Source organism: Grimontia hollisae CIP 101886, from assembly GCF_000176515.1.
Classification (GTDB): domain Bacteria; phylum Pseudomonadota; class Gammaproteobacteria; order Enterobacterales; family Vibrionaceae; genus Enterovibrio; species Enterovibrio hollisae.
Genome location: NZ_ADAQ01000011.1, coordinates 620,584 through 637,581 on the forward strand (window position 1 = coordinate 620,584; position 16,998 = coordinate 637,581).

The 16,998-nt window shown below is 51.1% G+C and carries 20 protein-coding genes; 4 read left to right on the plus strand and 16 right to left on the minus strand.

The features are described 5' to 3' along the window. Positions 1 to 112 precede the first annotated feature (112 nt). From iscX to trmJ, 9 genes are all read right to left on the minus strand, one after another. Positions 113 to 307 (minus strand): Fe-S cluster assembly protein IscX, encoded by a 195-nt coding sequence (iscX, locus tag VHA_RS09195; protein ID WP_172465037.1) that lies wholly within the window; start codon positions 305 to 307, stop codon positions 113 to 115. Positions 308 to 335: 28 nt separating this feature from the next. Beyond that, entirely contained in the window at positions 336 to 674 is a 339-nt protein-coding gene (fdx, locus tag VHA_RS09200; protein ID WP_005503756.1) for an ISC system 2Fe-2S type ferredoxin, read from the minus strand. A gap of 2 nt (positions 675 to 676) precedes the next feature. Then, positions 677 to 2,524, minus strand: coding sequence for a Fe-S protein assembly chaperone HscA (gene hscA / locus VHA_RS09205; RefSeq protein WP_005503757.1), 1,848 nt, complete (start codon positions 2,522 to 2,524; stop codon positions 677 to 679). A gap of 32 nt (positions 2,525 to 2,556) precedes the next feature. Then, positions 2,557 to 3,072 (minus strand): co-chaperone HscB, encoded by a 516-nt coding sequence (hscB, locus tag VHA_RS09210; protein WP_005503758.1) that lies wholly within the window; start codon positions 3,070 to 3,072, stop codon positions 2,557 to 2,559. 13 nt (positions 3,073 to 3,085) lie between these two features. Next, the gene (gene iscA / locus VHA_RS09215) at positions 3,086 to 3,409 is read right to left on the minus strand and encodes an iron-sulfur cluster assembly protein IscA (protein WP_040528569.1); all 324 of its coding nucleotides are present in this window, start codon (positions 3,407 to 3,409) and stop codon (positions 3,086 to 3,088) included. A gap of 25 nt (positions 3,410 to 3,434) precedes the next feature. After that, positions 3,435 to 3,818: a Fe-S cluster assembly scaffold IscU gene (gene iscU, locus VHA_RS09220; protein ID WP_005503761.1), complete on the minus strand. Its 384-nt coding sequence runs from the start codon at positions 3,816 to 3,818 to the stop codon at positions 3,435 to 3,437. Positions 3,819 to 3,846: 28 nt separating this feature from the next. Further along, the gene (locus tag VHA_RS09225; RefSeq protein ID WP_005503763.1) at positions 3,847 to 5,061 is read right to left on the minus strand and encodes an IscS subfamily cysteine desulfurase; all 1,215 of its coding nucleotides are present in this window, start codon (positions 5,059 to 5,061) and stop codon (positions 3,847 to 3,849) included. A gap of 30 nt (positions 5,062 to 5,091) precedes the next feature. Then, a complete protein-coding gene (gene iscR, locus VHA_RS09230) occupies positions 5,092 to 5,616 on the minus strand; it encodes a Fe-S cluster assembly transcriptional regulator IscR (RefSeq protein ID WP_005503765.1) in 525 nt (174 codons plus the stop codon). A 110-nt stretch (positions 5,617 to 5,726) separates the two neighbouring features. Next, the gene (gene trmJ / locus VHA_RS09235; protein WP_005503767.1) at positions 5,727 to 6,458 is read right to left on the minus strand and encodes a tRNA (cytosine(32)/uridine(32)-2'-O)-methyltransferase TrmJ; all 732 of its coding nucleotides are present in this window, start codon (positions 6,456 to 6,458) and stop codon (positions 5,727 to 5,729) included. A gap of 220 nt (positions 6,459 to 6,678) precedes the next feature. Between trmJ and suhB the strand changes: the two genes are divergently transcribed. Together suhB and VHA_RS18885 are read left to right on the plus strand one after the other, a co-directional pair. Then, positions 6,679 to 7,482 carry an inositol-1-monophosphatase gene (gene suhB, locus VHA_RS09240; RefSeq protein WP_005503768.1) on the plus strand — a complete coding sequence of 268 codons (804 nt, stop codon included), beginning with the start codon at positions 6,679 to 6,681 and terminating at the stop codon, positions 7,480 to 7,482. An 11-nt stretch (positions 7,483 to 7,493) separates the two neighbouring features. Then, positions 7,494 to 7,697: a hypothetical protein gene (locus tag VHA_RS18885; RefSeq protein WP_155808537.1), complete on the plus strand. Its 204-nt coding sequence runs from the start codon at positions 7,494 to 7,496 to the stop codon at positions 7,695 to 7,697. Positions 7,698 to 7,854: 157 nt separating this feature from the next. On the opposite strand, the gene secF is transcribed toward VHA_RS18885, so the two are convergent. The 7 genes from secF to VHA_RS09280 form a co-directional block, all read right to left on the minus strand. Beyond that, positions 7,855 to 8,805 (minus strand): protein translocase subunit SecF, encoded by a 951-nt coding sequence (gene secF, locus VHA_RS09250; RefSeq protein WP_005503770.1) that lies wholly within the window; start codon positions 8,803 to 8,805, stop codon positions 7,855 to 7,857. 12 nt (positions 8,806 to 8,817) lie between these two features. After that, positions 8,818 to 10,671 carry a protein translocase subunit SecD gene (gene secD, locus VHA_RS09255; protein ID WP_081456012.1) on the minus strand — a complete coding sequence of 618 codons (1,854 nt, stop codon included), beginning with the start codon at positions 10,669 to 10,671 and terminating at the stop codon, positions 8,818 to 8,820. Between the two features lie 26 nt (positions 10,672 to 10,697). Further along, a complete protein-coding gene (gene yajC / locus VHA_RS09260; protein ID WP_002536925.1) occupies positions 10,698 to 11,027 on the minus strand; it encodes a preprotein translocase subunit YajC in 330 nt (109 codons plus the stop codon). A 79-nt stretch (positions 11,028 to 11,106) separates the two neighbouring features. Beyond that, positions 11,107 to 12,234 carry a tRNA guanosine(34) transglycosylase Tgt gene (tgt, locus tag VHA_RS09265; RefSeq protein WP_005503772.1) on the minus strand — a complete coding sequence of 376 codons (1,128 nt, stop codon included), beginning with the start codon at positions 12,232 to 12,234 and terminating at the stop codon, positions 11,107 to 11,109. Positions 12,235 to 12,383: 149 nt separating this feature from the next. Next, the gene (gene queA / locus VHA_RS09270; RefSeq protein WP_005503774.1) at positions 12,384 to 13,439 is read right to left on the minus strand and encodes a tRNA preQ1(34) S-adenosylmethionine ribosyltransferase-isomerase QueA; all 1,056 of its coding nucleotides are present in this window, start codon (positions 13,437 to 13,439) and stop codon (positions 12,384 to 12,386) included. A gap of 107 nt (positions 13,440 to 13,546) precedes the next feature. Then, positions 13,547 to 14,539, minus strand: a complete 993-nt coding sequence (locus VHA_RS09275; protein ID WP_005503775.1) for a trypsin-like serine protease — start codon at positions 14,537 to 14,539, stop codon at positions 13,547 to 13,549. A gap of 140 nt (positions 14,540 to 14,679) precedes the next feature. Then, the gene (locus VHA_RS09280) at positions 14,680 to 15,648 is read right to left on the minus strand and encodes a S1 family serine peptidase (RefSeq protein WP_005503776.1); all 969 of its coding nucleotides are present in this window, start codon (positions 15,646 to 15,648) and stop codon (positions 14,680 to 14,682) included. A gap of 191 nt (positions 15,649 to 15,839) precedes the next feature. Here VHA_RS09280 and VHA_RS09285 point away from each other — a divergent pair, with 191 nt between their 5' ends. Continuing rightward, positions 15,840 to 16,289: a CBS domain-containing protein gene (locus VHA_RS09285; RefSeq protein ID WP_040528575.1), complete on the plus strand. Its 450-nt coding sequence runs from the start codon at positions 15,840 to 15,842 to the stop codon at positions 16,287 to 16,289. A gap of 79 nt (positions 16,290 to 16,368) precedes the next feature. After that, the gene (locus tag VHA_RS09290; protein WP_040528577.1) at positions 16,369 to 16,986 is read left to right on the plus strand and encodes an acyl carrier protein phosphodiesterase; all 618 of its coding nucleotides are present in this window, start codon (positions 16,369 to 16,371) and stop codon (positions 16,984 to 16,986) included. Positions 16,987 to 16,998: the final 12 nt, after the last annotated feature.

Below are 16,998 nucleotides of genomic sequence, written 5' to 3' on the forward strand. Positions count from 1 at the left end.
TTCCATCACCTTGTCATAGGGACAACAGTGACATGAGCCATAAAGCAAAGCGGGCATAACGCCCGCTTGGATAACTGCAATTTGCCTGTATTAACGCCCTAAGACAAGCGCTTTAATCCATTTCTTCCATCCAGCACAGGATGATTGCCTCCAGAATTTTCTCGTTGGAGCGATTTGGGTCGTCCGAGAAATCCTCAAGCTCTGTCACCCAACGGTGAAGGTCAGTGAAACGCACGGTTTTTGGGTCGGTATCCGGGAATTTCTCTACCAGCTCAATCGCAATATCACGCGAATCAGTCCATGTCAGGCTCATCGTGTTTACTCCGTTTTCGTGCTTAATGGTTTTCAGCAGCGTGGTTCAGCGTGTAGCGCGGGATCTCAACAACCAGATCTTCATCTGCCACCTTCGCTTGACAGCCAAGACGGGATTCAGGCTCCAGTCCCCAGGCTTTATCCAGCATGTCGTCTTCCAGCTCATCACTCTCATCCAGTGAATCAAATCCTTCACGGATAACCACATGGCACGTTGTGCAAGCGCACGATTTCTCACACGCATGCTCGATCGCAATACCGTTGCGCAGCGCCACATCCAGCACGGTTTCGCCCGTCTTTGCCTCCAGCACTGCACCTTCCGGACAGAGATCCTGATGTGGCAGAACAACAATCTTTGGCATGTTTACACCTCGTCAATCGAATGGCCAGCCAGCGCTTCACGGATGGATTTGTCCATACGGCGTGAGGCAAATTCCTGACTCGCTTTATCTGTATCTTTAATGCCTTGCTCAATGGCAGCAGCATCATCACCGTTACGCAGGGCAATCAGCGCTTCAATCGCTTTCACCAACTCCTGCTGTTCCTGTTCAGACAGCAGCGCTTCAGCGTCAGCCTGCATGGCGACCAGCAAACCTTCTATCACGCGGTCAGCTTCAACACGTTGCTCCGCCAGATAACGGGCATCTTTGTCTTCCTTGGCATGGGTAAAGGAAGATTTGATCATGTCAGCGATTTCTGTGTCACTCAGGCCGTAAGACGGTTTCACCTGAATCGATGCCTGCACCTGGGTGCTTTTTTCCATCGCGGTGACAGACAGCAGACCGTCTGCGTCAACCTGATAGGTCACGCGGATATGTGCCGCGCCTGCCGCCATTGGCGGAATGCCTTTCAGGGTGAAATTCGCCAGTGAACGGCAGTCATCCACCATTTCACGCTCACCCTGAACCACGTGCACTTTCATGCCAGTCTGGCCATCTTTGAAGGTGGTGAACTCCTGTGCGCGAGCCACAGGAATGGTGGTGTTACGTGGAATGATTTTTTCCACCAGACCGCCCATGGTTTCAATGCCGAGGGACAGCGGGATCACATCCAGCAGCAACATTTCGCCATCTGGCTTGTTACCCACCAGAATATCCGCCTGCGTCGCAGCTCCAATCGCGACCACTTTGTCCGGATCGATACTGGTCAGTGGTGTACGGCCAAAGAACTCACCAACCTTTTCACGCACCAGAGGTACACGGGTTGAACCGCCCACCATCACCACTTCCAGCACGTCTTCAGCAGAAACGCCGGCATCTTTCAGCGCGCGACGGCAAGACATCAGGGTTTTCTTTACCAAGGCGCCAATCAGATCATCAAACTGCGCACGGCCCAATGAGCCTTTCCAGCCCAGCACGTCAATCTCTGCACTGTCGCCGTCACTCAACGCCACTTTCGCACTGTTGGCTGCGTTCATCAGCCGCGCACGGTCATCACCGGATAGCGCACTGAAACCCGCTTGCTCGATAATCCAGTCAGCCACCAGATGGTCAAAGTCGTCACCACCCAGCGCAGAATCACCGCCGGTAGACAGCACTTCAAACACGCCTTTGGACAGGCGAAGAATAGAAATGTCGAACGTGCCGCCACCCAAATCATAAACAGCAATCACGCCTTCCTGACCTGAATCAAGGCCATAGGCGATCGCCGCAGCTGTTGGTTCGTTCAGCAGACGCAGTACATTGAGGCCAGCCAGTTTGGCCGCATCTTTGGTACCGGCACGCTGAGCATCGTCAAAGTAAGCCGGCACGGTGATCACTACGCCTTCCAGCTTTCCGCCCAGCGATTCTTCTGCCCGCGTGTTTACGGCACGCAGGATCTCTGCAGAAACTTCAATGGGGTTTTTCTTGCCCGCGCGCGTATTGATTAGCGGCAGACCATTTTCAGACGCTGACAGTGAGTAAGGGAGATTGGGATAACGCGACTGGACGTCTGCCAGCGAGCGTCCCATCATGCGTTTTACCGAAGAAATGGTGTTTGCACTGTCCGTTTCAGACATTGCCCTGGCATCGTAACCGACCGTAATTTTTTCGCCGTAGTGTACAACAGATGGGATGAGCGCGCGGCCATCCAGATCGTTCAGGGTCGTCGCGGTGCCGCTTCGTACAGAAGCCACCAGCGTGTTGGTTGTCCCAAGATCGATACCGACCGCAAGTTTGTGTTCATGCGGCGCAGCACTCTGACCGGGTTCTGCGATTTGTAACAGTGCCATGTTGGTTCCTGTAGCCTGACCAGCCGCGCTTGTTAACCCAGCAGCCGATCTTCGATTCGTTCGATTTCTTGTTTAAGTTTGACCAAAAACTTGAGTTTGCGAACACTGACGGCGGCTTCCGGCCATGCTTTACCGTTAAGCTGTTCAGTCAGTTCAGCCAGTAGCGCCCGGTGGAGTTTCTCCACGCCCTGCTCGAAGTCAAACAACAATACATCCGGCTCGTCGCTGTCTGCAATCTCCTCCAGCTCTTCACGCAGCGCCATTTGCTGCATCAAAAACTCGGGATCTTGCATGGTTTGCTGCTCATCGCGAAGCTCAATGCCATTGAGGGAAAGCAGATACTCTGCCCGGCGCACCGGCTCACTCAGTGTCTGGTAAGCATCATTAATTTGCGCAGCTTTTTGTACCGCTTGCAGGCGCTCTTGCTCAGACGCTGTCGCAAATTTGTCGGGATGAAAGCGTCGCTGAAGTTCGCGGTACTGCGAAGAAAGAGAGCTACCATCCAGCTCAAACTGACATGATAGCCCGAATAGTTCGAAATGATTCATTTCATCTCACGAGTTAAACGTTAAAGCTCTCGCCACAACCACACTCGCTGCTTACGTTGGGGTTGTTGAATTTGAAGCCTTCATTCAAGCCTTCTTTAGCAAAATCGAGCTCCGTACCATCAAGATACAGCATACTCTTGCTGTCGACGATGATTTTCACCCCGTCGTAGTCAAAGACCTGATCTTCTTCCTGAAGCTCATCTACGAACTCCAGTACATAAGCCATTCCTGAGCACCCTGAGGTCCTGACCCCCAGGCGAAGACCGATGCCTTTTCCGCGGTTTTCCAAGAAAGTGCGAACGCGAGATGCCGCCGCGTCAGTCATAGTAATGGCCATATGTACAACAACCCTTTTTTACGTATTAAGCTTGGTGTTTTTTCTTGTAGTCGCTGACGGCTGCTTTGATAGCATCTTCAGCGAGGATTGAGCAGTGAACTTTTACCGGTGGCAGTTCAAGCTCTTCGGCGATTTCTGCATTTTTGATTGCTGCAGCTTCATCCAGGGACTTGCCTTTCACCCACTCTGTGACCAGAGAGCTTGACGCAATCGCGGAACCACAACCGTAAGTTTTGAACTTCGCATCTTCAATGATGCCCTGATCGTTCACCTTGATTTGCAGCTTCATGACGTCACCACACGCCGGCGCGCCAACCATGCCGCTACCTACGCTTGGATCATTCTTGTCAAACGCACCCACGTTACGTGGATTTTCATAATGATCGATTACTTTTTCGCTGTAAGCCATGATCTTATCCTCAAAATCCTGAAACCGCTTAGTGGTGTGCCCACTCAACAGTGCTCAAATCAATACCTTCTTTGTACATGTCCCACAGGGGTGACATTTCACGCAGCTTGGTCACCGCTTTGCGTATCTGCTCTATCGCATGATCCACTTCTTCTTCAGTGGTAAAGCGGCCAAAAGAGAAGCGGATTGAACTGTGTGCCAGCTCATCATCCAGCCCCAGAGCACGCAGCACATAAGAAGGTTCCAAACTTGCAGATGTACATGCAGAACCAGAAGAAACGGCCAGATCTTTCAATGCCATCAGCAATGATTCGCCTTCAACAAAGGCAAAACTTACGTTCAGGTTAGATGCCACACGCTGCTCAAGATCGCCGTTAACGTAGACCGCTTCCAAATCTTTCACGCCTTCGTAGAAACGGTTACGGAGTGCCAGCGCATGCGCCATGTCTTTTTCCAGCTCTTCTTTAGCGATACGGAATGCTTCACCCATCCCCACGATCTGGTGGGTTGGCAGGGTACCGGAGCGGAAACCACGCTCATGACCGCCACCGTGCATTTGTGCTTCAAGGCGAATACGTGGTTTGCGGCGAACATACAATGCACCGATGCCTTTCGGACCGTAAGCTTTATGCGCGCTCATGGATATCAGGTCAACTTTGATTTCCTGAGTATCCAGCGGAAGCTTACCCACAGACTGGGCTGCGTCTACATGGAAAATCACTTTGCGCTCGCGGCACAGCTCACCGATAGCGGCGATATCCTGAATCACACCAATTTCGTTGTTCACGTGCATGATAGAGACCAGAATAGTGTCTTCGCGAATCGCATCCGCCAGCTTGTTCAGGTCAATAATGCCGTTAGATTCTGGCTCAAGGTAAGTCACCTCAAACCCTTCACGCTCTAACTGACGGCATGGGTCCAAAACCGCTTTATGCTCGGTCTTACAGGTAATGATGTGTTTGCCTTTCTTACCATAGAAATGCGCCACACCTTTGATTGCCAGGTTGTCTGATTCTGTCGCGCCTGAGGTGAACACTATCTCACGTGGGTCAGCATTCAGATAATTCGCGATGTGCTCACGGGCTGTGTCTACGGCTTCTTCCGCCTGCCAGCCGAAACGGTGAGAGCGAGATGCTGGGTTACCAAAGACACCGTCAAGTGTCAGATACTGCATCATTTTCTCAGCAACACGTGGATCCACTGGGCAAGTTGCTGAATAGTCAAAATAGATTGGCAATTTCATTTGTGTCTCCAAGTACTCCGGCACGACAGATCAAGAGCGAAAATTTACACCCAGATTGGTAGCTGGCAATGTGCTGCCATTGGTGTTCAAACCATGTCTAACAATCGTAGGGGACTCCAGTGAAGAGTCCTGACGATCGGCCACTTGCTTAACTTCATTGTCTTGCATCAGTTCACCGAGCGTGATGTCATTTAAAAAGCTGCTGATGCGGGCGCTCAAGTCACGCCATAGTGTGTGAGTCAGGCAACGGGTTCCCCCCTGGCAATCGCCTTTCCCCTGACACTTGGTCGCATCGACCGATTCATCAACAGCGGCAATCACCATACCAACGGCTATTTCGTTGGCACTGACGCCTAAGCGGTAACCGCCACCGGGACCACGCACACTGGATACCAAACCCGCTTTACGAAGACGGGAAAACAGTTGCTCCAGATATGACAGAGAGATCCCCTGACGCTCTGAAATATCAGCAAGAGGCACAGGCCCCGCCTCGGAGTGCAGCGCGACATCGAGCATCGCAGTAACGGCATATCTACCTTTGGAAGTCAGTCTCATAACATCCTACCTGTGAGCGAGTAATGCCCAGAGTCTGACATACCCGACCATTATGGTCAAGTATTTACCTTACCATTTTAGTCAGGCTTTTAACCTCAGAGTAAAAAAGGTTATTTTTGCGCCTCTTTCATCTGTTTTTCAACCGAAGAAAGTACGCCACGAAGAATATTCAGCTCCTGGCTTTCCGGCCTTGCCCGGTTGAACAGGCGACGCAACTTGGTCATCACCATACCGGGGTGGGATTTATTGATAAACCCCGTTTTGTCCAATACCTGCTCAAGGTGCACGTAAAAACGTTCCAGATCTTCGGCCAACGGATAGGACTGCTCTTTAACCTCACCTTTATAGGCCTGACTGTCGATCCAGGCCATGCGCGCTTCGTAACAGAGCGTTTGTACCGCCATCGCCAGGTTCAGTGAGCTGTATGCTGGGTTTGCTGGAATCGCAACATGGAAGTTGCACGCCTGTAACTCCTCATTAGTCAGGCCTGTTCGCTCACGACCAAACACGAAGGCCACCGGGTGCTGTGGGGCTTCCTCAATCGCCTTGATACCACACTCACGCGGATCCAGCATTGGCCATTCCAGTGAACGGTTACGCGCGCTGGTACCAATAACCAGAGCGCAGTCAGCCACCGCTTCTTCCACGGTATCGACAATTCGTGCATTGTTAGCAATATCGCTGGCACCGGCAGCGAGCGCAATGGCCTGCCCGTCCACTTTACACTCAGGGGCAACCAGCACCATGTGTTTAAGCCCCATCACTTTCATTGCGCGAGCGGCAGAGCCAATGTTGCCCGAATGCGTGGTACCTACCAGCACAATACGAATATTTTCTAACATTTAACTATCGCTAATTTTCATCGAAGAAAGGGGATTCAAACCGCGTTACGCTGTGGTTTGTAAATTAAAGCGGCCGGATTCTAACATAATCACTTTTGTTTTGCCCTTTTTACACGCGGCAACAAACACAGACGAACAAAAAACAACCGCTTCCCTTTTAACACAGCTCTGATATACTCCTCGCCGCTTTTCGTTCTTTAACATCCGTTGGGAAAATCGTATGCATCCTATGCTAAATATTGCCATTCGCGCTGCGCGAAAGGCTGGCGACTTTATCGCTAAATCTGCTGAAAACGCTGATAACGTTGAAACCGTTCAGAAAGGCTCTAACGACTTTGTTACCAATATCGACAAAGCCGCTGAACAAATCATCATCGACGTCATCAAGAAGTCTTACCCTGAACACAACATCGTGACGGAAGAAGCCGGTGTGGTTACAGGTAAAGACAAAGATTACCAATGGATCATCGACCCACTGGATGGCACCACTAACTTCGTTAAACGTCTCCCGCACTTCTCAGTGTCTATTGCCCTGCGCATTAAGGGCCGCACTGAAATTGCGTGTGTTTACGACCCTATCCGTAACGAACTATTTTCTGCCCAGCGTGGTGCAGGTGCGCAGCTGAACAGCAAGCGTATCCGTGTGGGTACAGCCAAAGATTTGTCCGGCACCATTCTGGCAACCGGTTTCCCATTCAAAGCGAAGCAACACTCTGAAGGCTTTATGAAAGTGCTTAGCGCACTGTTCATCGACTGTGCAGACTTCCGCCGCACCGGTTCTGCGGCGCTGGATCTGTGTTACGTCGCTGCGGGCCGTGTAGATGGCTTCTTCGAGCTGGGCTTGAAGCCTTGGGACATCGCAGCAGGTGAACTCATCGCCCGTGAAGCTGGCGCACTGTGTACAGACTTCACCGGCGGTACTGATTACATTCAGTCAGGCAATATCGTTGCCGCTAACCCACGGGTACTGAAAGGTATTCTGGCAAAAATTCGCGACAATGCGAATGAAGCAATGAAAAAGTAAGAGTCTTCTGAATGTATAAACGGCGTCCTTTGGGACGCCGTTTTTTTGGGATTGGAAGAGCCGGGTACTGGGTGCTGGGTACTGGGTGCTGGGTGCTGGGTGCTGGGTGCTGGGTGCTGGGTGCTGGGTGCTGGGTGCTGGGTGCTGGGTGCTGGGTGCTGGGTGCTGGGTGCTGGGTGCTGGGTGCTGCAAGATTTTGGATGGTGCCACAATAGCGTCAAGCTTTTTGCTCTGCCTAGGACCTAGGTCCGCTTTTTATATTCCTAGGGCCGCTCTTTAACCCCTTGGACCTTATTTTCCTAACCTCTAGTCCCCCAGAACAAAAACGGAGCCTTTCAGCTCCGTTTTTCATTTCGTCATTTCAGCTAGCCACTAAGGCATTGCGTCAAACTCTTCACCTTCTTTTTCCACCGGTGGCGGTGGTAGCAGGTGCTCCCGGGTAATACCCAGTTTGAGCGCCAGCGCAGATGCCACATAGATAGAAGAGTAAGTACCGATCGTAATACCAATCAGCAACGCAGTCGCAAAGCCGTGGATCATCGCCCCCCCCTGTAAGAAGAGAGCGATCACCACAAACAAGGTAGTACCGGACGTGATCAAGGTACGGCTCAATGTTTGCGATACCGATGCATTCACGATCTCGGACGCATCACCCTTGCGCATCTTGCGGAAGTTCTCACGGATACGGTCATACACCACGATGGTATCGTTAAGTGAATAACCGACAACCGTCAACAGCGCCGCTACAATGGTGAGGTCCACTTCAATCTGCAGGAAAGAGAAGATACCGAGCGTGATAATGACATCATGTGCGAGGGAAACCACAGCCCCCGCCGCCAAACGCCATTCAAAGCGCAGGGAAACGTACAGCAGGATACAGAGCAACGACACCAGGATAGCCAAGCCACCCGCTTCCGTCAGTTCATCGCCCACGTTAGGACCCACGAACTCGATACGGCGCATTTCGACTGCCTGGCCAGTCCCTGCTTTGATGGCATTAAGGATTTGGTTGCCAAGCAATTCCCCCTGCACATCGTCACGGGGACGCAGGCGCACCATGACATCACGTGCCGTACCAAAGTTCTGGACGATGGCATCACCAAAGCCTTTCGCCTGAAGGGATTCACGGATCAGTGGCAAATCAGCTGGCTGTTCAAAACCTACTTCAATCAGCGTACCGCCGGTGAAATCAAGGCCCCAGTTTAGCCACCTGGTCGAGAGGCTGAAAATAGAGGCTGCAATCATCAGTGCCGACAGGAAAAATGCCGGCTTCGACCAACGCATGAAGTCGATGCTAAGGTCAGGCTTTAATAGTTGAAACATGTCAATGCCTCCTTAAATCGACAGCTTGTTAATGCGCTTACCGCCGTACACCAGGTTAACCAGGCAACGGGTACCGATAATTGCAGTAAACATAGACGTCAGAATACCGATAGACAGGGTCACGGCGAAGCCTTTCACCGCGCCGGTGCCCACCGCAAACAGGATGATAGCGGTGATCAGTGTGGTGATGTTCGCATCGGCAATGGTACTGAATGCGTTCGCGTATCCCTGGTGAATTGCTTGCTGCGGGTTGCGCCCTTCGTTGAGCTCCTCGCGGATACGCTCAAAGATAAGCACGTTAGCATCAACGGCCATACCGACGGTCAGGACGATACCGGCAATGCCCGGTAGCGTCATCGTCGCGCCCGGGATCATCGACATCACACCGATAATCAGCACAATGTTCGCCGCCAGCGCACAGTTCGCAAACAAACCGAAGCGACGGTAGTAAACCAGCGTGAACAGCATGACCGCCAGCAAACCCCAGATACAGGCTTTGATACCCATATCGATATTCTGTTGACCCATCGATGGACCGATAGTGCGCTCTTCAACAATGGAGATTGGCGCAATCAGAGCACCGGCACGCAGCAGCAGGGCAAGGTTGTGCGCTTCTGCCTGTGAATCAATACCGGTGATACGGAAGTTACGGCCCAGTGCAGTTTGAATCGTTGCCTGGTTGATCACTTCTTCATGCTTGGAGAGGATCACTTTGCCGTTTTCATCACGCTTACCACTGTCTTTATATTCCGCAAACACGGTCGCCATCAGCTTGCCGACATTGTTCTTACTGAACGCTGCCATCTTGCTGCCGCCGTCGCTGTCCAGCGAGATATTAACCTGCGGACGGCTGTATTCGTCGAAGCTTGAGCTCGCATCTGTGATGCTTGAACCGCCCAGAATCACGCGCTTTTTCAACACAACCGGACGACCGTCGCGGGTGTATTTGATTTCGCTGCCCGGCGGCACACGGCCTGCGGCAGCTGCCGCCAAGTCAGCGCTGTCATCGACTTCACGGAACTCCAGTGTTGCAGTTGCGCCAAGGATTTCTTTCGCACGTGCAGTATCCTGAACACCCGGCAGCTCAACCACGATACGGCTTGCGCCCTGACGCTGGACTAATGGCTCAGCAACACCCAGCTCGTTAACACGGTTACGCAGGATAGTGATGTTTTGCTCAACCGCATAGTTTCGGATTTCCTGAAAACGCTCCTCAGTGAATTTTCCGGAAACAGCAAAACGGGCGCTGTCAGTGGTGAACACCATATCAGGGTGCAGCCTTGCCAGCTCACTCTCTGCCTTTTCCATGTCCGCGTCATTACGCAACATCACTTCAATGTTGTCATCGCCACCCACACGGATACCACGATAACGGATTTTGGCTTCACGAAGCTCAGTACGGAAAGTGTCTTCCTGCTGCGTAAGGAGTTTTTCCATCGCGGCATCCATATCCACTTCCATCAGGAAGTGCACACCACCACGCAGGTCCAGCCCCAGCTTCATCGGATTAGCGCCAATCGCTTCCAGCCAGTCAGGTGTTGCAGGAGCAAGGTTGAGCGCCACAACCAGATCATTGTCTTTCAGTTTGTCGTTTAAAGCATCACGGGCTTCAATCTGATTATCAGTGTCGGAGAAACGAACCAGTACAGTGCCGTTTTCGAGCGCAATGGATTGGTAAGGAATATTGTCTTTTTCGAGGGAAGATTTGACGGTGTCCAGAGTGGAGAGATCAACCGAGGCGCCTCGCGCCCCGGTGATTTGAACCGCTGGATCTTCACCGTAAATATTGGGAAGTGCATACAGGGCGCCGACAAAAAGTACCAACACCACCATAATATACTTCCACAAAGGATAACGGTTTAGCACTGCTAGGATCCTTTATGGTTGTGGGTTTACAGTGACTGGATAGTGCCTTTTGGCAGAACAGCAGTCACAAAATCCTTTTTGATGGTCACTTCGTTGTTGTCGCTCAGTGCGATAACAATGAAGTCATTGTCGTCAGAAATCTTGGTGATTTTACCTACCAGGCCGCCACCGGTCAGCACTTCGTCGCCCTTGCCCATCGATGCCATCAGGTTCTTGTGCTCTTTCACACGTTTCGCCTGTGGACGGTAGATCATGAAATAGAAGATAACGGCAAACAGGCCAAGCATGATAAATAGCTGCATACCGCCACCTTGTGGTGCGCCTTCTGCTGCTGCATGCGCTTGAGAAATAAACATTCAGTAACGTCCTCGTATCAATTTGAACATTTTCCAGATTGTCGCCCCCCGCAAACAGCGTTGCGGAGGGTGAACAGTCTTAGTCTTCTTTCAGCGGTGGCACTTCCCGGCCACGGCGTTCATAGAATTCTTTCACAAAGGTCTCTAATCTACCTTCGTCGATAGCGTTACGCAAACTCTCCATCAGGCGCTGGTAGTAGCGCAGGTTATGGATAGTGTTAAGGCGAGCGCCCAGAATTTCGTTACAACGATCAAGGTGATGTAAATACGCCTTGCTGTAGTTGCGGCAAGTGTAACAGTCACACTCTGGATCCAGTGCAGTTGTGTCGTTTTTATACTTCGCATTACGGATCTTGATCACACCACCGGTCACAAACAGGTGGCCGTTGCGCGCATTCCGTGTTGGCATCACGCAGTCGAACATGTCGATACCACGACGTACCCCTTCCACCAGATCTTCCGGTTTGCCCACACCCATCAGGTAACGTGGCTTATCTTCCGGCAGTTTTGGACAGGTATGTTCCAGAACGCGATGCATATCTTCTTTTGGCTCACCCACTGCCAGACCACCGACAGCATAACCGTCAAAACCAATCTTGGTCAGGCCCTCGACAGAGATATCACGCAGGTCTTCATATACAGAACCCTGAACAATACCAAACAGGGCATTTTTGTTTCCCAGTTTGTCAAAGTGGCTGCGGCTGCGTTGTGCCCAGCGCAGGCTCATTTCCATCGATTTCTTCGCTTCCTCGTGTGTCGCCGGATAAGGCGTACATTCGTCGAAGATCATCACGATGTCAGAGCCCAGATCGTATTGGATTTCCATCGACTTCTCTGCGTCCATGAAAATCTTGTCACCGTTAACCGGGTTGCGGAAATGCACGCCCTCTTCCGTGATTTTGCGCATTTTACCCAGGCTGAATACCTGGAAACCGCCAGAATCTGTCAGGATAGGTCCCTGCCAGTTCATAAAATCGTGCAGGTCACCGTGGGCGCGCATCACTTCCTGACCCGGACGCAGCCAAAGGTGGAAAGTGTTACCCAGCAGGATTTGTGCACCGGTATCGGCCACTTCTTCCGGCGTCATCCCTTTTACGGTGCCGTAAGTACCCACAGGCATAAATGCCGGTGTTTCTACGGTACCACGTTCAAAAACCAGACGGCCACGACGTGCACGGCCTTCTTTCTTGATCAATTCGAATTTCACAATACCTCCGAGATGCCAGAGAAACAGTCTGGCGCTAATGTGCCTGTTGCACAGAGACAAAACTGGCTGTCTGCTCTATCGCCGACAGCCAGTTAAAATTGGAGTCACCCTGCCATGAACAACAGCAGTGTGATTATGCCAGCCCTTGATTATACCTCACTCTGGCGGGTAACGAACATCGCGTCACCGTAACTGAAAAAGCGGTATTCATTGCTGACTGCTTCTTTATAAGCATTCATGACATGATCATACCCGGCAAAAGATGAAACCAGCATGATAAGAGTCGATTCTGGCAGATGGAAGTTGGTTACCAGTGCATCCACCAGTTGCCATTCATAACCCGGATAAATAAAGATCTGGGTATCATCAAAGAAAGGCTGAAGCTCAGTGCCTTCTTTTTTCGCATGCTGCGCTGCACTTTCCAGCGAACGTACTGACGTTGTACCCACCGCAATCACACGGTTTCCACGCGCTTTCGTCGCCAGAACCGCATCCACCACTTCCTGTGGCACTTCGGCATATTCAGCATGCATCACGTGATCATTGATGTTCTCGACACGCACAGGCTGGAAAGTGCCGGCACCCACATGCAGGGTGACAAACGCAGTTTGTACACCTTTTTCTTTCAGTGCCGCCAGAATATTTTCATCAAAATGCAAGCCTGCTGTTGGGGCAGCTACCGCACCCGGTTTTTCGTTGTAAACCGTCTGGTAGCGCTCTTTGTCTGAATCTTCATCCGGGCGGTCGATATAAGGTGGCAACGGCATATGGCCAACCTGATTCAGGATATCAAGAACCGCCTGTTCACCGACAAACCGGATTTCAAACAGGGCATCATGGCGTGCCACCATTTCGGCTTCAAACTCGTCATTTTCACCGAGGAAAAGCTGGGTGCCCGGTTTAGGGGATTTAGATGAACGCACATGTGCAAGAATGGTCTTCTCATCCAACATACGCTCCACCAGCACTTCAATCTTGCCACCGGATGCTTTACGGCCATACACACGTGCTGGGATAACACGGGTGTTGTTGAACACCATCAGGTCGCCAGGCTCGACAAGGTCAAGGATGTCAGTGAATTGCCTATGACTCAGTTCACCGGTATTGCCATTCAGTTGCAACAAACGGCTCGCAGTGCGATCAGGCTGCGGATAACGCGCAATCAGTGAATCTGGAAGGTCAAAATGGAAATCGGATACTTGCATTGAAAAAGCCCCATTCTACAGCAGCCCGCTAGTATAGGCTGCTGTGCTGCAATATCAAGCAAGATGGGGCCTGCCCGCTGTAAATCCAACGGGCAAATTGTGAAGAGCTATGACAGCCGGCGCCGCAATGCCAGAGCCCCGAATGGGATAAGAGAAAGCCAGCCGAGTGAACCACCGCCATTACCTTCATTGCTGACGAGTGACGTAAAACTGTAGCAATCGCCAGCCTGGCAACGGCCTATCCAGTTTGCATAATGGGAGACCTGTGTAAACACATCAGGCACTTGACTGATCGGACAACTTTCGTTCTCGGTTCTCACACCAAAGCTCACGATTCCAACAAGTTTTGAAACACCATTATCATTCCAAACCAAGGGGCCACCGGAGTCACCATTACACACAGTGGTAAAACTTTGCTCTGCACAGAGATGATGGTTTTCATAGCCATCCACGGTAGAAATATCCAAATTTGTCTCTGTCGCCCAGTTCGTTGCACATACATCGTCACGAACGGCTGTCAGGGTCGCTTTTTGAAGAACATCGGTATTAATGGTCCCAAATGTATTGATGAATCCCCAGCCACTTAACTGGAGATCTTGGATATTGTTACCAGCATTGCTATCTAAAACCGCCTGATCTGTCGTGTTTGCCAACGGCACTGTTGAAGCATTAGCATGGATGTCACTGCTAAGTTGTATCAGCGCAATATCATTAGAAAAATTAGATTTGTTGTAGTCTCTGTGAGCAAACGTGGTTGCGACACCAGAGCGGAAATCACCGAAATCAGCGCCATTGATCATGGCTGTGCCGGTATAAACAGAAACGGCACTGGCGGGAGCCAGAGAATAGGCCGCGTTATCGCTAGCCAAATCCAGACAGTGCGCTGCCGTCAGTACCCAGCGGGTACCTATCACGACACCACCACAAAAAGCCGTGCCGCCGGAACGCCGGATAGTGATAGCAGCCTGCCAGGGCGCGTCTGAAAGCACGGCATCCTGCCCACCCACAATCCGAGGACTGATTTCATTTCCGGCACTTGCAGATGACGCCCATCCTGCAAAGAGAATGACCGCAGCCATTGCGTATTTATTGTTAGGCATATCCTTTGCCAACCCTTTGTTATTGAATTAACGAAACCGTATCTCATTCAATCGGACAAGGCAAAGCAACTCAAGATAAATATGCAGTAAAAGTGTCAAACTTGAGGCAACAATTCATGCTTGATATTTGCGGGGATATTTTATTTTAATACAAATAGATGGCGAAAGATGACCGCCAGCAGTATGTAAAATAACAAGGACAAATTGCCCCCACCACTCGTCTCCCCTATCACGGTAGATGCCTGTGCGACACAATTTCCTTGCTGGCAACTGGCTATCCAGCTGAGGTAACTGGCGACCTGGGTATATACATCGGGATAGATGGGAGAGGCACACTGGGAGGCCACCCCAAAACTCACCAGCCCCACCAGCCTTGCACCACCATCAATATCACCGGCTTTTAACGGATCAAACCAGACTAACGGGCCACCAGAATCACCGTTGCAGGCACCAATGCCACTTTCCAGTGCGCAGAGATATTTTCCCTGATAGCCAGAAACATTGGTGACCGTTGTTCCCCATAAAGAACCGCAGGTCGCATCAGACACTGCCGACAGGTTGGCTTTTTGTAATGTGTTCGTATCCACTGTCCGGTCTGTATCTTTGAATCCCCAGCCACTGAGCTGAAGATCATTGTTGCCCGCATTGGCGCCCGCATCCACTGTTGCCTGATCGCTGCTGCTGGCCAAGGTGATTACCACCGCGTTGGGATGGACATTTGTAGAGAGTTTTATCAACGCAATATCATTGACGTAGGCGTTTTTATCGTAATGGTTATTGACGTAAACCGACTCAACGGCAGACTGGAAGTCAAGGAGGTTTACGCCAGAAAGTTCAGCAGTCCCCGTATACACCGACACGGAGCCCACCGATGCCAGTGAGAATTTTTCATTATCTCCCGCCGTATCCAGGCAATGGGCAGCAGTCAGTATCCAGCGGGGAGCTATGACCACCCCTCCGCAAAAATAACTGCCTACCCGGATAAACGCCTGCCACGGAGCGTCTGAAATGCTTGCCGTTGTTCCCCCCACCACACGGGGAGAAAACTCTAAAGCCTGACTGAATCCAGAAAACAGCATAAAAAGTGTAACAACAAGTGTCTTACCCATCGCGCTTATCTCCGTTTAACCATGATGCGCACTGTGATGCTTACACATCCGCATGTTTCTACTGCACAAAACGCAAGTGAAACCGTTTCTGTCTCACAAGTGGAAGTTTGAGTGCGGTCACCTAAACTACCGATTTTTTTCGCTACATTCGGTATATAGCCTTAATCATTCCGTGTGTTTCTGGAGGCCATATGTTTACCGTTCAAGATATGATGAGTACCCATGTCATCACTCTCACTTCTAAGAATACGATATCTGACGCAAAGTGCCTGATGGAATCACACCGGATCCGGCATGTTCCTATCGTTAATGAACAAGGTCAGCTGGAAGGACTGGTCACCCAGCGAGACGTACTTGCGGCGCAAACGTCCAGTCTGGAAAAGGCTGTAGGTGACAATGATCCGATGATGACACCGCTTTCACGCTTCCTCCAACGTTCCCTGTATACAGTGTCACCGTGCGCGGGGCTCAAAGCCGCAGCACTGTATATGCAAGAGCACAAGATTGGCTGCCTGCCGGTGATTAAAAATGACAAACTGGTTGGCATTATTACTGACAGTGATTTTGTCGCTATCGCCATCACCCTGCTCGAAATTCAGGAAGAAACAGAGCCGATGGAACAGGACGAGGATAGTGTCTGAGTCGGAGAAACCTTGCGACAAGTGAACGCTGCTGCGTTAGGCTATGCCTTCTGCTTGAGAGGAATGACACCGAGGGCGCGTGAACTATCTGGCACATTTACACATCGCCACACACTGCAACAGCCAGTTGATGGGAAACCTAATGGCTGATTTTGTACGGGGAAAACCGGATAGCAAATTCCTGCCAGAAACAACCCGGGCAATCTATCTTCACCGCTTTATTGACGGCTATATTGATAACCTTGACGCCATAAAACCCTACAGAGCACTCTTCCCCCGCCATTTATACCGCTTTAGTTCGATAGCCTTAGACATGTTCTGGGATCATGCATTGGTGGTTCACTGGGATCAGTTCAACAAACAGCCGCTTGAACAGTTCCTGATGCTGGCTGAGGCAAGCTGTCGGCAACAAACCCAAGACGAGCCTAACCCTCTACCGGAAAGATACCTATACCTCTCTGATAAAATGTGGCGTGAAGGCTGGATCCCGTCTTATGCAGATATCCAAACCCTGCCTTTTGCTCTCAAACGGATGTCTTCCCGCAGCCCCAGAATGGCGCCCCTTGCAGAGACGGCCGACACATTGCTGACCCATCGCCATACCCTTTTAGAAGCCTTCCCTTCCATCTATGAGGATGTGCTTGATGCAGCTTACCTTTTTCATCGCCGACAGCAACAAACTGAAAAACAAAGATAAAAAAAGCGACCC

Coding starts and splice junctions, on each gene's coding strand:
- yajC (WP_002536925.1), bottom strand. CDS start 11,027: ATGTTTATTTCTCAAGCGCATGCAGCAGCAGAAGGCGCACCACAAGGT.
- iscA (WP_040528569.1), bottom strand. CDS start 3,409: ATGGCCATTACTATGACTGACGCGGCGGCATCTCGCGTTCGCACTTTC.
- iscU (WP_005503761.1), bottom strand. CDS start 3,818: ATGGCTTACAGCGAAAAAGTAATCGATCATTATGAAAATCCACGTAAC.
- suhB (WP_005503768.1), top strand. CDS start 6,679: ATGCATCCTATGCTAAATATTGCCATTCGCGCTGCGCGAAAGGCTGGC.
- VHA_RS18885 (WP_155808537.1), top strand. CDS start 7,494: ATGTATAAACGGCGTCCTTTGGGACGCCGTTTTTTTGGGATTGGAAGA.
- VHA_RS09225 (WP_005503763.1), bottom strand. CDS start 5,061: ATGAAATTGCCAATCTATTTTGACTATTCAGCAACTTGCCCAGTGGAT.
- iscR (WP_005503765.1), bottom strand. CDS start 5,616: ATGAGACTGACTTCCAAAGGTAGATATGCCGTTACTGCGATGCTCGAT.
- secF (WP_005503770.1), bottom strand. CDS start 8,805: ATGTTTCAACTATTAAAGCCTGACCTTAGCATCGACTTCATGCGTTGG.
- queA (WP_005503774.1), bottom strand. CDS start 13,439: ATGCAAGTATCCGATTTCCATTTTGACCTTCCAGATTCACTGATTGCG.
- trmJ (WP_005503767.1), bottom strand. CDS start 6,458: ATGTTAGAAAATATTCGTATTGTGCTGGTAGGTACCACGCATTCGGGC.
- VHA_RS09275 (WP_005503775.1), bottom strand. CDS start 14,539: ATGCCTAACAATAAATACGCAATGGCTGCGGTCATTCTCTTTGCAGGA.
- fdx (WP_005503756.1), bottom strand. CDS start 674: ATGCCAAAGATTGTTGTTCTGCCACATCAGGATCTCTGTCCGGAAGGT.
- VHA_RS09285 (WP_040528575.1), top strand. CDS start 15,840: ATGTTTACCGTTCAAGATATGATGAGTACCCATGTCATCACTCTCACT.
- hscA (WP_005503757.1), bottom strand. CDS start 2,524: ATGGCACTGTTACAAATCGCAGAACCCGGTCAGAGTGCTGCGCCGCAT.
- VHA_RS09280 (WP_005503776.1), bottom strand. CDS start 15,648: ATGGGTAAGACACTTGTTGTTACACTTTTTATGCTGTTTTCTGGATTC.
- hscB (WP_005503758.1), bottom strand. CDS start 3,072: ATGAATCATTTCGAACTATTCGGGCTATCATGTCAGTTTGAGCTGGAT.